The following is a 13170-nucleotide window of genomic DNA, read 5'->3' on the forward strand; positions in this document are numbered from 1 at the left end:
ATGGCTCCTATTGCTCCCGGAAGGACCGCCACATCGTATCGGTGAGCGGGTCGATCATATATTGCAGCGCCGTTCGCCGCCGCAGCGGTACGACCACCTCCACCGGCATGCCCGGCTTCATCGCAAAATCCCCTTCGCGATAATCGCGGATCAGCGCAATCTGATCAGGCGCGATCGTCACCTCCCCCAGAAAATAGGCGATGCCCGTTTTCTCCTCTACGAAGCTGTCGGCGGACAGGCGCGTCAGCTTGCCCTCGATGATCGGCAGACTGCGTCCAGGAAAGCCGGCGAAGCGGATCTCCGCCTTTTGCCCCACCGCCAGATCGTCGACGTCGGTCGGGGAAAAGCGGGCCTCGATCACCACGGCGGAAGCGCGCGGCACGATGTCCATCAACGTCTGCCCGGCCGCGATGACCCCGCCGATAGTGTGCACGCTGAGGCCAACGACCGTCCCGCTCACTGGCGCGCGGACCTGCGTCCGGGCCAGTTCGTCCCGCGCAGCACTCCATTTCGGCAGCACATCACCCAGCAGCGCTTCGGTATCGCGCAGGTCGGAAGTGACCTTTTCCTGCAGATTCTGCTTCGCCTCCAACGCCTTCAGCCGCGCCTCGCCCACCATGTTGGCGGCACTGTCGCGCGCCGCGCGCAGACGGCTTTGCTGACCGACCAGATCCGCCTTCGCCCGCTCGAGCGCCCGGATGCGCGTCTTGCTGACAAAGCCTTTCTCCGCCACGGTACGCAGGCTGTCCAACTCGTCGGTGATGAGCCGCTCCTGCTCGATCACCGACGCGACCTGTTCACGATAGCCCACCGCCTGGGACCCCGCCTGACTCCCCTCATGCATCGCCACGCCCTGCTGCGTGCTGAGCAGCGCCGACCGCGCAGCCATCTGCGCCCGCTGCGCCCGCAGGGCGGCCTGCGCATCGGCGCGATCGTCCCCCGTCAGATTGCGGAACTCTACCGGCACCTCCATGCCGGTTCCGGCCTGTTCGGCGCGCAGGCGGGCGCGTTGCGCGATCAGCCAGATCGCCTGGGAAGCCAGCACCCGTTCCTGCGCGGCGACAGCGGGCGCGGCGAGCCGGATCAGCACCTCGCCCTGCCGGACTGCCTGGCCTTCCTTGACCAATATGGCCGCAACGATGCCACCGTCACGATGTTGTACGCTCTGCCTCTGGCCTGCCACGGTCGTGCGCCCAGGCGCCAGTGCCGCCGCGTCCAGCCGGGCGAAGGCCGCCCATCCCAGAAACAGCAGGAAGAAGGCGGCGGCCACCGCCAGCCCGCCCCGTATCTCCGACCTGGGATCGGCCGCCACCGCGGACCGCCCATCCGGCGAAGGCAATAACAGGGGCTGCGTCGTTCGCATCAGCATCAGGCCACTCCCGCGACCGGCGCGGGGCGGGGCCGGGTCAATGCGCCCAGCACCTGATCGCGTGGCCCGCTCATTCGCATGCGACCATTGTCCAGCACCAGGATCCGGTCCGCCGGACCCAGCAGGCCGGTGCGATGCGCAGTCACCATGATCGCCGCCCCTCGCGCCTTCGCCTTGGCCAGCGCGGCGACCAGTTGCGCTTCGCCGTCAGAGTCGAGATGCGCATTGGGTTCGTCCAGGATCAGTACGGCCGGATCGCGGAACAGGGCGCGGGCCAGCGCGATGCGTTGCGTCTGGCCCATGGACAGGCCCATCCCGCCCCAGCCCAGCACCGTGTCATAGCCCTGAGGCAGGCGCAGGACCATCTCATGCGCGCCACATGCCTGCGCCGCCGCGATGACGTCCGCATCGATGCGGTCGTCCATGTCGGGATCTGCAAAACGCGCGATATTGTCGCGGATCGACCCCGCAAAGAGGGAAAGCTGCTGCGGCATGTAGCCGACATGCACGGCCAGCGCGTCGCCATCCCATTGCGACCGCTCCGCCCCGTCGATCCGGATTTCGCCCTGGTCGCAGGCGATGGCGCCCGCCACCAGCCGCACCAGGGTCGATTTTCCCGCGCCGCTGGCGCCAATCACCGCGACCATCTCGCCGGGGCCGATCGCAAAGGACAGGTTGTTGAGGATCAGCCGCTGCGAATGCGGATCCTCTATGGTCACGCGCTCCACGTCGACCCTGCCCTTTGGACGGGGCAGGCCGGTTTGCGGCACATCGTCCAGCGCGCCGTCGATCCAGGCCATGATCTCCCCATGGGATGCCCGCGCCGCGATTATGCTGCGCCAGCTTCCCACAAGCTGGTCGACCGGCGCCACCGCCCGGCCCAGCAGGAAGGAGGAGGCAAAGATCGCGCCGCCCGAAATCTGCCCGTCTATGGCCAGCAGCGCGCCCAGTCCCAGCGCCCCGGATTGCAACATGTTGCGCAGAAAACGGCTGGCCGCCATGCGGCTGCTGGCGGCGAAGCTGGCTTCTGCCTGCCAGGCGAGCATATCCTCCCGCTCGGCCAGATGCCGTCGCACCATCGCGCCCTGCATTCCCAGCGCGCGCACTGCTTCGGCCCCCTGCATCGTCTGTTCCTGACTGCTGTAGGACAGGTTCGCCGCGGCATTGGCGCGGAACAGGGGCTGGCGCGTTGCCCGGTCGCTCGTCCAGGCGACGGCGACCAGCACCAGGCTGCCCAGCAGCGCCATCAAGCCGATCAGCGGGTGGATGAGCGCGCAGACCAGAATATAGATTGGCGTCCAGGGAGCATCGAACAGCGCGAACATGGCCGGGCCGGTCAGCGTCTGGCGAAGCTGGTCGCATTCGCGGATCGGCTGGCGACTTCGGCGGCCGGGCCGGTCGGCAGGCTGTTGCCGCAGGGTCGCTGCAATCAGCGTCCGCGCCAGCCGGCGGTCCAGCCCGATGCTCGCCCGCACCAATATGCGCGAACGGATATATTCCAGCAGCGACAGGGTGGCATAGGCCAGCAGCAGCGCCAGCGTCAGGAAGGCCAGCGTCGTCCCGCCCCGCGTCGGCACCACCCGGTCATAGATTTGCAGCATGTAGAGCGTCGGCGCCAGGAACAGCAGATTGGCGAGCGCGCTGAACAGCGCCGCCCACAGGAAATGCCGCCTCACCACCGCGATCATGGCCGCAACGCTTTGTAGATGGCGCTGACCTGCGCGCAATGGGCCGCTTCGCTGAAGCGGGCGCGGGCATTGACCTGCGCGCGCAGGGCCATGGCATCGGCGTCACTCCCCTCGATGCAGGCCCGCGCCAGCGCATCGGCATCGTCCGGTTCGACAAGCAGGCCGATGCCGCCTTCCAGCGCCTCCACATTACCACCGGATCGGGCGGCGACGATGGGCGTGCCGACCAGCATCGCCTCCACCAGCGTGCGCCCGAACGGCTCGCCCACGGCAGGCACGACAAGCCGATCGCAGGCCGCGATCCAGAAGGGTCCGGGCGTGCGATAGCCCATCAGCTTCACCCGGTCCTCCACGCCAGTCGCCGCAATCCGCTTGCGCAGGGCGATGTCCATGGCGGGCACCCGCGCCTGCCCGAACATCAGGCCCATGACGGGGCGCGGGCTGATCTCCCCCATCCGGGCGATCATGTCGACGAAAAGCAGGGGCCGCTTCCTCGGTACGAAAGCGCCGAAATAGCCCAGCAGCAGCGTGTCGTGCGGTACCCCCAGTTCGCGGATCAGCGCCTCGCGCGCCTTGCTCCGGTCCACCTCCAGCGTCGTGTCGAAGGGACTGTGGACCACCGAGGCGCGCTTCCGTGCCGACCAGAGACCGGCGGGCGGCAAGGCGAAGGACGATACCGCCAGCACCCGATGCGCCAGCGCCGGCGCGAGCAGACGCAATCCCAGCGCTCCGGGATCGCCGCGATGGTGCCAGATCAGCTTAGCTCCGGCCAGTCGCGCCGCCAGGGCCCAGTTCGCGCTGCTCCGCCCGTCATTGACGTGAACGATGTCAATCCGGTTTCGCCGCAGGAAGCGGGCGCGAGGTAGAACGCCGGTCAACGTCCGGGCGAATTTGCGGGCGGTGAAGGCCTCGCCCGGCACGAACAGCCGCTGGGCACCCGGATCGTCCATCTGCTCATGCCCGGCGAAGAAATTGGCGATCATGCCGCCCGGCACCTCGGTCACCACCACCGGACGATATAGCGCCGGATCCAGATGCTCCATCAGCCCGCGCACCGAAATATGGCTGCCGCCGATGCTGTCGCCGGAGAAGGGGAAGCAGATGCGCAGCCGATCATCCTGTGCCGCGACTGCCGGTTGCAGGGTGGGCGAAGGCGCGTTCATGGCGCCGCCGCGTCCATCAGTTCGCGCGCGCGCTGGTCGAGAAACTGGTCGAGATTGGCCAGCCCGTCCCCATCGGCATCGGCCCAGGGATCCGCCTTGCGGGGATCGGCGCCGTGCTCCGCCTCCCACCTGTCGTCCATGCCGTCCCCGTCGGCATCGGCATAGGGCGTCCCCGGCTCCGGTTCGTCGATCATGCCGGGCTGCTTCACGATATGCCCCTTGCGCTCTCGCACCTGCTTGACGATCCGCCTGTCGAACGGGTCGCGGGGAAAGGCGCCAGCCTCGGTCAGCACCGCCTTATAGGCCGCATCCGCCGGTTCGGCGGCGATGGTCGGCGGGCAAGGCGGCCTGTCCACCTCCGCCTCCTTCAACTGCGGCGACAGATGAACGAAGTCGCCGTCGAAACGATTGTCGGCCAGATAGACCCTCGCCCTTCCCTTCGACCCCATGAGATTGCGCGCAACGCCGACGGTGTCTGGCCGGGTGTTCTTCCCCGCAATGAAATTGTTGCCGATCAGGGAGACGGGCACGCCGCCGAAACTTTCCCAGATTTCGGCAAATTCCGACTGGCCGTTATAAAGGATATTGTTGATCACCTCCGCGCAGGAACCTGGCGGAAAGTTGAGGTCGGGATTGCGGTCGCCATTATGGGCGCAGATATTGCCAATGAAGCTCAGATGCTGCGGCCCCTTGGGATCGCTCGCCAGCAGGGCGCATTTGTCGTGTCGCGGAATGCCCTCGGCAAAGATCGAATGGCTGATGGTGATCCAGTCATTGTCGCCATAGCCGTTGATCAGTTCGTCTCGTGCCCAGCTTGCGCTCACATGATCGACGATGACCTGACGGCTGTTTTCGATGGTGAAACTGTCTTCCGACCCGCGGTGGGTGCCGGTGCGGTCGTTGCGCACGCGGACATGACGGATGACGATGTCGTGCGTGTTCTTGATGAGGATCGGGGTGCGACCTTCATCGCCGCCGGCATGTGCAATGACGATGCCCCCGCCCGGGGCGGTCTGGCCGGCTATGGTGAGATAGGGGTTGGCGATGACCGGCGGCCGGCTGGTGAAGCGGATGGTTCCGCTTACCCGGAATATGCAGACACGGGGTCCAACGGCATCGATGCAGGCGCGCAGGGAGCCTGGCCCGCTGTCGGCCAGGGTGTCGACGGCGATGATCCGCCCGCCGCGCCCTCCCTTGGCTGCAGCGCCATAGCCCACCGCGCCCGGAAAAGCCGGCTCGCCCTTTACCGGCTGCGCCTGCGACTCGCTGCCCGCACCCGAACAGCCCGCAATCAGGATGGTCAGCAGCATCCCGGTCAGTCGCCGCCTCATGAGACATCCCCACTGCGCAAGGCGTAGCCATAGCGCCGCAGCAAGGGCGCACAGAACAGGGTGAACAGCCGCTGCTTCCAGCCCGGCATCTCCCTCTTCCACTTGTCGTCGCCCCTGATCGTGAGTGCCTTCTGCATGCGATGGCGGCTACCCGCGACCTGATGCTGTGGCGTGAAGGGTGCAAGATCGGTTGCCGGTAGATGCGGCGCTTCGCCCACCAGCGCGACGATCCGCCCGATCGTGCGGCGCGGGTCATCGACAAAATCCTCGTAACGCACGCGGATGCTGCGCTCCGCCCCGACCCGGCGACAGAGAAGTTCGGCCGCGATGTTCACCATTGCCCAGCGCAGAGCGGTGTAGAGTAGGGGTTTTGGCCGCAAGTCGCGTTGCACCCCCTTCTCGACGCTGCGTCTGTGTCCTTTCATCAGCGACCAGGCCACGCCACGCCCGTCACGCACCACATGCACGACGTGCAGGTCGATGCCAGGCATCGCCGCCAGCGCGAAGGCCCGTCCCGGCAATTTGGACGAATCGACCAGCACGGCCCGCCCCGAAGCCAATGCCATGCCGCGCAGCAATTTCACCGTCTGGCGCCCATGGTCCCGCCACCCCGGCAGCCGCAGCAGCCGCGCTGGCGCCAGCAGGGTCTCCGTCCGTTCCTGCGCGCGACGGTAACGGTCCAGGAAGCCCTGGGGTTCGCCCTGGGTCCATCGCGTGACAATCGCCTGCCATTGCGGGCATTCCCGCACCTGCGCACCGCAGGCGCAATATTCGCCCTTTTCCCAGACATGCCGCGCCAGTGTCGTCACCTCGCCCGCGCCCATGATCATGGGATGCTCGCCCAGGGCGATGTCCAGCAGGGTCGTCCCGCTGCGTCCATAGCCGGCCACATAGATCAGCTTGATGGCGGATTGCTGCGCAGCGGGCGACGCGGACATCGCGGCTTGCCCGGCCTTTGGGGGCGGTTCGCTGTTGCGCAGGGGCAGTGTCGCATCGGTCACCAAGGTCATCCTTGTCGCGCGAGACGCCCTGCCGATCCGGCGGCGCTCGGTGCCGTTATCCCGTCAGTCGCGAGGTCATTTCAACGGATCACAAGGCTGATCCTCCGGCAAATTCGGATAGGCGAGCTGGCTGGAATCGCCCTGCATCCTGCCCCGAAGGGCGTTTGCGCGGCGGCGGCGCGAGGCGCAGCTTCCGGGACCGTGACGACTCTCGCCAGCCCTTCCCCTTCTGCGTCCGCCGCGATCGCCAGGCCGAATATCCTGGCCGCGCATGAGCAGACATGGGACAGGATCGCGCGTTCCTCCCTGCTGATCGCGATCTTCCTGAGCGGCTGGGGCCTGTTGCGGGTCGGCCAGATCAACCTCACCTTTTCCGATATCTTCTTCCTCCTCAGCTTCATCATTTCCGCCCTGCGCGGCCGGCTGAGCGTCACGCCTTTCCGCTCGCTCACCCCCTTCTGGCTGGCTGGGCTGGTGATGATGCTGGGCGGATTGTTCATCGGGTCCATCATCAACGGCGATCCGCTGCGTTGGGTGAACATCGCCCTGCAATATACCGTCGCCTTCCTGTGCATTCCGATCCTGCTGATGCAGCAGGAGGAAGGCACCATCCGCAAGGCGCCGCTGATCTTCATGCTGGGCATCACCTGTTCCGAAATGGTGGGCATCACGGCCAGCTTCTTTTTCACCTTCCACGAGACCCTGCACTGGCTCGGCGACGGCTTCATCACCGGTAACGGGCGGCTGGGTTCCATGGCGGGCCAGCCCAATCCCAATGGCGCGGTCGTCGCCTTCTCCCTCCCGATGCTACTCTATTCGATGCGCTTCCGGCTGATCGGGGGCCTTGGCGGGGTCGCCTGCCTGATCCTGCTGCTATGGGGCCTGATGCTGAGCGCGTCCTTCACCGGATTTTCGGCCTCGCTGCTGGCGATCTTCACCACATTGCTGCTGATGGGCGTGCGCTACATCTTCCGGCTGGGGCTAGCCGCCGGGGTCGCCGCCGCACTCTTCTTCGCCAGCGGCGCCCCGTTGCCCAAGGCATTTCAGGAACGCGTCGGCAATGCGGTGGAGAGCGGCGACATCAATCAGGCGGGGACATTCCTCAACCGCTCGCAGCTCATGGAAGAAGCCTGGGGATTCGCCGAAGACTATACCGTCATCGGCATGGGCGTGGACCGCTATCGCGAACTCAGCGCCTATGACAATCCGGTGCACAACCTGTTCCTGCTGATCTGGAACGAGGGCGGAGCGATCGCCTTTTGCGGGCTGATCATGCTGCTGGGGCTGATCGGGTTGCTGGCGGTGAACGGGCTGCGCGTCAACCGCGACAAGGGCGCCATGGCGGTGGCGGTGGTGCTGGTGTTCCTGATCTACACCCTGTCCTACCCGCATATGTATTCGCGCATGTGGATCATGCCGGTGATGGTCGCGCTGGCGACCATCTACGTACCCCGCAGGACCGCGCCGGACTCAGCGGCGTTGATTTATGCGCGGCCGGTGGGCCCTCAGCCCCTGCCGGAGCTATAGGCCGGCAAGTTGCTGCCATTAAGCGGGCCGTGCTCCATCAGGCTGCCCCGATCAGCAACGTCACATTGTCGGTCCGAGGATTGCGGCCGCCGACCTGTCCCGGCTTCTCCACATGCAGCACACGATGCAGCACATGCCGCACGCCATAGGCCTGCGTGGCCATGCTGCCGGGAAAGACCGCCAGCGTCGCCCGGTCGATCGGCAGATCGATCCATCGTCCGTCAGCAAAGACCTGTGTCAGCATCTGCGACCGTTCGCCGCAAAGCGCCGAAAAATAGCGGTGGTCGAAATGCGCACCCTCGATCAGCGTTTGATCCGGCGCGATATCCCGGCGGCGGTCGCCATGCAGAAAAAGCCGGTTCAACCGCCGGAGCAGCCGCCCCACGCCCGGCGCATCGGCCAGCATCCCATAGAGGTCAGACAGCCCGCGCAGACTGAGCACGCCCGCCGCCTGCCACCGTCTTTCGTCCAGGCCACAGCCCGCCCGGCCCCACCGCCCCAGCGAATTGCGGGCGAGCGCGCCCAGACGGTCGAAATCGCCTGCACTTTCCTGATATTTCAGCCTCTGTACCACGATCTGCATATCGCTGGGCGGCATGCCATCCGGCGCGAGCGCCATCATCAGCCGCCGGCCGATCGACCAGCATTGGTCCAGAAGCGCGGGACCGGGCGCATAATGGCGCCTGCCCTGCACGAAGGATGGGGGATGCATGGTGACAGGATCCTCTTCCTGCCCGCGCGATAATGCCATTTTCCGAGCGATATAGCCGTGATGCCCAGGCTGGAAATAGAAGAGATCGCCGAGGCTGGCCGTGATGTCGCCGCTGCCGTGATAATTGCGGGCGATGTCGACCAGCGGCGCTTCCCAGGGCATCTGCTCATCCGGATTTTCCAGCAGTCCCTGCCACAATTCGGCGAGGACGTCGGGACAGCGCACAAGCACCGCAACATGGCCCGCACTGAACAGCCGGGCCAATGAGCCCGGTTCCAGTTCCTGATATGCATGCTCCGCAATCATGTCCCGATCCCCTCGTGCGGAGCGTTCTTATCCTTGATCAACTTTCGTTCAAGGACGCGAAATCGACGATCCGGAATAGCCAGACATACATCAGAAATGTCTAGCCGGAGCATGAGGCCCTATCCTGTTCCGAAGGGTTAGCACCTATGCGCATCATCGGTCCCCGATGCGCTTTTGCTCTCTTGCGCAGCAACCCGCACTATCGATTCCATTGGGGACAGCCCTGACGACGGGGCGCGTCTGCGCGCCCGATGCGATTGGGAGACTATCATGGCGTCTGCACAGCTCACTCTGGTCGATGGCGTCGCATCAGGCGGCGGAGCGGAAAAGCCGCGCGACCTGTCGTTCGAGTTGCAGCAGATGTCGGCGCGCCAGATCTGGTTTCTTCTCCGCCGCCATATGAAGCTGGTGGCCAGCATCGTCAGCGCGTGCGTCGTGGTCGTGCTGATCGTGCAGTTGCAACTGCCCAATCGTTATGAGGCGACGGCGACCGTGCAGGTCGAGCTGAACGATTCCACCGGCTCCAACCAGGCCGATGCCACCCGCAACCAGCAGCGCGTCGCCAATGAGGCGCGCATGTATCGATCGCAGGCGCTGGCGGAACAAGTGGTGCGCGACCTCAACCTGAACCGCAACCCGGCCTTTACCCATGGCGTGCAGATGACGGTGCAGCAGGCCGCCGTGCAGCTGACGAAGAACACTCGTGTGGTCAGCTCCACCGATTCCGACTTCATCGACATCATCGTTCAGTCGCGAAAAGCCGAACTGGCGGCGCGCATCGCCAATCGCTTCATCGACAGCCTGCAGAAGATGCGCTCGCAACGCCGCCAGACATGGCGCGATGGCCTCAGCACCGCGCTCGACAAGGAGACCAAGCGCCTCGCCCATGAGGTTGAGCTGGCGGAACGCGCCGTCGCTGATTTCCGCCGGCAGCATCTGATGCCGATGGGCGCGGGGAGCGCGGAGGATTATCAGCAGATGAACCGGATCGCCGTGGAGGCAGCATCCACCGCCGCGATGAGCAGCGCCATGCAGGCGCAGGCAGCCGGCGTCAGCCGGGCCGCGAGCATGCGGACGGTGGCCGGCGCGAGCTCGCCTGCGCTCGACAATCTGGCGAAGCAATATGACGACCTTATCCGTCAACGCTCCGAAATGTCGGTCCAGATGGGCGCAAACCATCCGCAGATGCAGGCGCTCTCCGCGCAGATCGCCCAGGTGGGAAGGGCTCTCATCCAGGAGCGCGGCGCCGTCGTCGCAACCCAGCAGACGAAAAACGACACCGATGCCGGGCGCGAGCGGGCCATGGCGCTGGCGGAGGCAAGTGCCGCCTCCGCCCGGGCAGGCCAGTTGCAGGCGAAGCTCAACGCCATGACCGGCGCAGCTTTCCGCAACAATGCCAATCTGGTGGACCTTTCCATCCTTGACCGTCGGGCTGAGGTAGCGCGCCAGGCTTATCTGACCACGGCCCAGCGCGCCCAGACGGTGCAGTCGGAATTGCAAACCACCGGCGTCAACTCCACCATGGTTTCGGCAGCCGCCGTGCCGCTCCAGCCAGTCGCGCCCGCACCCAAGAAGATGGCCTTGGCTGCGTTTGTCGGCTCCTCTGTCCTGGCTTTCCTGATCGTGCTGGGGATCGAGATGTTCGACAACCGGCTGCGCAGCGGCGAACAACTCCGCCGCCTCTTCGCTCTGCGGACGCTGGCGATGCTGCCGAAGCTGGAGGATTCGATCGGCACGACGATCGAGGACAATCCGGTGATCACGCAACCGCAATCGCTGTTCACCGAAGTCGCCCGCAACCTTGCCAGCGAGATCGAGGAGTTGCCGCATCAGGGGACGAGCCAGCGGGTGCTGGTGACATCGCCGCTGCCCGGCGACGGCAAGTCGAGCGTCGCGCTGACGCTGGCGGCAGCCGCCGCATCCATGGGGCGCCGCGCCATCGTTGTCGATCTCGACCTGCGCCGCCCCGGACCCAGCATCCTGCGTTCGATCCAGGACAGTTCCGACACGCCCGACCTGATCGAGGTGCTGACCCATAGCGGTGAAAGCCGCCGCCTGATTCCCCAGGCCGAACCCCATGTCGACCATGATGCGGCCAAGGGTGCAGCGCCGGTCGCGCTGATGCCCGTCGTTCTCAGCACCCGGGAACAGATCCGCAATCCGGCCGCCGTCGTTCAGGGCTGGCAGATCGGCCAGCTGCTGGACGATCTGCGCGAACGCTTCGACCTGGTCGTCATCAACGCGCCGGCCATCCTGGCCGTACGCGACGCGCGCACCCTCTCTTCCCTTGCGGATTCGACGCTGATGGTCGTGCGCTGGGGACATACGACGGTCGAACAGTTGCGCGCCTCGCTCCAGATGGTGAACAATCAGGTGGTCGGCGCCGTGTTCAACCAGGTCGATTATGAGGAACATGCCCGCCGCGGTTATGGCGACGCGGTCCAGTTCTATATGGGATCTGCCGCTTATTATTCCGACAGCTTCCCCATTCGGCCCAGCCTGGCAGAGCGCGTCCGTAACCTCTTCACCCGCAAGGCTGCATGAGTCGCCTGCCGCCCCTGGAGGAGGCGCCATCGTCTCCTTTTGGTTTCGAAAGCGTTATGATCAAAGAGGATCCGCCCCGTCTCACCTTGCTGATCCTGGACGGGAGCCCGCTGCGTCGCGCGTGCATGGCCGTCGCGCTGGAGGCGGCAGGCGTCCGGATATTGCAGCAATCCAGCCTGGATGATTGGGAAACCCACGATCCACCCGACATCGTCCTGCTCCAGACCGGCGAATCCGAACTGGAAAATGCGGCCCTGCCGCTGCAGATCGCGCAGGCGAGGCAGCTATGGCCGACAGCCGCGATCCTGGTCATCGCGGACCATGGCAATGAAGCATTGATGCAGACGGCGATTGCGGCCGGGGCGCAGGCGCTGTTGCGATCCAGCACCGGCATCGTCACCATGCACCGGGTGCTTTCCCTGTTGAAGGAGGGGCTTTCCGTCTATCCGGCCGCGATCGCCGCCGCCTTGCACCTGCGCCCGCCAGACAAGACCGACGGTCTGACCGAGCGGATTGCGCTGGCAGTCGACAGGTTCAAACTGCTGACCAAAAGGCAACGCGACGTGCTGCGCCTGCTGGCGCAAGGCGCCTCCAACAAGGATATCGCCCACCGGTTGAACATCAGCGAAAGCACGGTGAAAGTGCATGTACGGGCCATCATGACGGCGAACGGCGCGTCCAACCGCACGCAGATCGTCGCCCATCTTCTAAAGGGCGACGACCAGGAGTAACAGAGCAAGCAGCCCATCAGCTCAGATGGGCGAATTCCCCATAGCCGCCCTGGAAGAAAAGCAGCGGCTTGCCGGGCGTTTCCACCTCCAGCGCAATGACCCGGCCCAGCACGATATAATGGTCGCCGGCCTCATGCACGGCTTCCAGCCCGCAATCGATCCACGCCACCACCCCGTCCAGTATCGGCGAACCATTGGCCGAAACGCGATGCGTCACGCCAGCGAACTTGTCGTTCGCGCCCTTGGCCGAGAATTGCTGGCAGAGTGGCTTCTGGTCGCTGGCAAGGATATTGACGCAGAATTTCCCCGCCTTTTCGATCCGGGGCCAACTTTGCGAATTCTTGGCCGGGAAAAAGGCGACCAGCGGGGGATCGAGCGAAACGGAGGTGAAGGAGCCGACGACCATGCCGGTAGGCGCATCATCACCTGACACCGCAGTCACAACGCAGACTCCGGTCGGATAATGGCCCAGCACGCGCCGGAACGTGCCACTATCGAACGCTATGGCTTCACTCATGCGCACTGACCCCAGAGGAGGAAAATATCGACACTGATCTTCATCATCGCATCTCTTCTAAACCTGGCGGGGCATGACAAGCAAATCCCGCTGATACGCTCACGAGTTTTCCTTTTCCGGAACCTCGAAGCGCCATCTTAAGCCGCCATGGCGCGCATCAGCACGGCACGATCCTGATTCATCCGCTATGCGATATTGCTGCAATCCATCGACGCTCGTCTGGCGCCGTCGCGGCATGAAACTATGACGAAGGGCAGAACTTTGATCGATCTGCAGGCCCA

10 protein-coding genes are annotated in these 13170 nt (G+C 65.2%); 3 read left to right on the forward strand and 7 right to left on the reverse strand.

What is annotated here, in order from left to right; translation table 11 throughout:
* Positions 1-7: 7 nt before the first annotated feature.
* From MRBLMA1_RS21140 to MRBLMA1_RS21160, 5 genes are read right to left on the reverse strand one after another with little or no spacing between them, the layout of a single operon-like run.
* The gene (locus MRBLMA1_RS21140) at positions 8-1369 is read right to left on the reverse strand and encodes an HlyD family type I secretion periplasmic adaptor subunit (protein ID WP_363739650.1); all 1362 of its coding nucleotides are present in this window, start codon (positions 1367-1369) and stop codon (positions 8-10) included.
* On the reverse strand, positions 1369-3057 hold the full coding sequence (locus MRBLMA1_RS21145; RefSeq protein ID WP_363739652.1) for a type I secretion system permease/ATPase: 1689 nt from the start codon (positions 3055-3057) through the stop codon (positions 1369-1371). Before MRBLMA1_RS21145 ends, MRBLMA1_RS21140 begins: the two co-directional genes overlap by 1 nt.
* Positions 3054-4220, reverse strand: a complete 1167-nt coding sequence (locus tag MRBLMA1_RS21150; RefSeq protein ID WP_363739654.1) for a glycosyltransferase family 4 protein — start codon at positions 4218-4220, stop codon at positions 3054-3056. Before MRBLMA1_RS21150 ends, MRBLMA1_RS21145 begins: the two co-directional genes overlap by 4 nt.
* Positions 4217-5551 (reverse strand): pectate lyase family protein, encoded by a 1335-nt coding sequence (locus tag MRBLMA1_RS21155; RefSeq protein WP_363739656.1) that lies wholly within the window; start codon positions 5549-5551, stop codon positions 4217-4219. Before MRBLMA1_RS21155 ends, MRBLMA1_RS21150 begins: the two co-directional genes overlap by 4 nt.
* Positions 5548-6552 (reverse strand): sulfotransferase family protein, encoded by a 1005-nt coding sequence (locus MRBLMA1_RS21160; protein ID WP_363739658.1) that lies wholly within the window; start codon positions 6550-6552, stop codon positions 5548-5550. Before MRBLMA1_RS21160 ends, MRBLMA1_RS21155 begins: the two co-directional genes overlap by 4 nt.
* Before the next feature lie 201 nt (positions 6553-6753).
* Between MRBLMA1_RS21160 and MRBLMA1_RS21165 the strand changes: the two genes are divergently transcribed.
* Positions 6754-8079 (forward strand): O-antigen ligase family protein, encoded by a 1326-nt coding sequence (locus MRBLMA1_RS21165; RefSeq protein WP_363739660.1) that lies wholly within the window; start codon positions 6754-6756, stop codon positions 8077-8079.
* Between the two features lie 37 nt (positions 8080-8116).
* Here MRBLMA1_RS21165 and MRBLMA1_RS21170 read toward each other — a convergent pair whose 3' ends face one another.
* On the reverse strand, positions 8117-9097 hold the full coding sequence (locus MRBLMA1_RS21170) for a 2OG-Fe(II) oxygenase family protein (RefSeq protein WP_363739662.1): 981 nt from the start codon (positions 9095-9097) through the stop codon (positions 8117-8119).
* A 270-nt stretch (positions 9098-9367) separates the two neighbouring features.
* On the opposite strand from MRBLMA1_RS21170, the gene MRBLMA1_RS21175 reads away from it, so the two are divergent.
* Positions 9368-11641 carry a GumC family protein gene (locus MRBLMA1_RS21175; RefSeq protein ID WP_363739663.1) on the forward strand — a complete coding sequence of 758 codons (2274 nt, stop codon included), beginning with the start codon at positions 9368-9370 and terminating at the stop codon, positions 11639-11641.
* Positions 11642-11697: 56 nt separating this feature from the next.
* The gene (locus MRBLMA1_RS21180; protein ID WP_363739665.1) at positions 11698-12372 is read left to right on the forward strand and encodes a response regulator transcription factor; all 675 of its coding nucleotides are present in this window, start codon (positions 11698-11700) and stop codon (positions 12370-12372) included.
* Between the two features lie 16 nt (positions 12373-12388).
* Here the strand turns inward: MRBLMA1_RS21180 and MRBLMA1_RS21185 are convergent, their stop codons facing one another.
* Complete coding sequence (locus MRBLMA1_RS21185; protein ID WP_363739666.1) at positions 12389-12889, reverse strand: flavin reductase family protein; 501 nt, start codon at positions 12887-12889, stop codon at positions 12389-12391.
* Between the last annotated feature and the right edge of the window lie 281 nt (positions 12890-13170).

The sequence above is a fragment of the Sphingobium sp. LMA1-1-1.1 genome (assembly GCF_040676365.1).
In the GTDB taxonomy this organism is placed as follows: domain Bacteria; phylum Pseudomonadota; class Alphaproteobacteria; order Sphingomonadales; family Sphingomonadaceae; genus Sphingobium.

Excerpts from the sequence above, each read along its gene's own strand:
- MRBLMA1_RS21155 (WP_363739656.1), bottom strand. The coding sequence starts at position 5,551 with ATGAGGCGGCGACTGACCGGGATGCTGCTGACCATCCTGATTGCGGGC.
- MRBLMA1_RS21185 (WP_363739666.1), bottom strand. The coding sequence starts at position 12,889 with ATGAGTGAAGCCATAGCGTTCGATAGTGGCACGTTCCGGCGCGTGCTG.
- MRBLMA1_RS21180 (WP_363739665.1), top strand. The coding sequence starts at position 11,698 with ATGATCAAAGAGGATCCGCCCCGTCTCACCTTGCTGATCCTGGACGGG.
- MRBLMA1_RS21150 (WP_363739654.1), bottom strand. The coding sequence starts at position 4,220 with ATGAACGCGCCTTCGCCCACCCTGCAACCGGCAGTCGCGGCACAGGAT.
- MRBLMA1_RS21145 (WP_363739652.1), bottom strand. The coding sequence starts at position 3,057 with ATGATCGCGGTGGTGAGGCGGCATTTCCTGTGGGCGGCGCTGTTCAGC.
- MRBLMA1_RS21140 (WP_363739650.1), bottom strand. The coding sequence starts at position 1,369 with ATGCTGATGCGAACGACGCAGCCCCTGTTATTGCCTTCGCCGGATGGG.
- MRBLMA1_RS21175 (WP_363739663.1), top strand. The coding sequence starts at position 9,368 with ATGGCGTCTGCACAGCTCACTCTGGTCGATGGCGTCGCATCAGGCGGC.
- MRBLMA1_RS21170 (WP_363739662.1), bottom strand. The coding sequence starts at position 9,097 with ATGATTGCGGAGCATGCATATCAGGAACTGGAACCGGGCTCATTGGCC.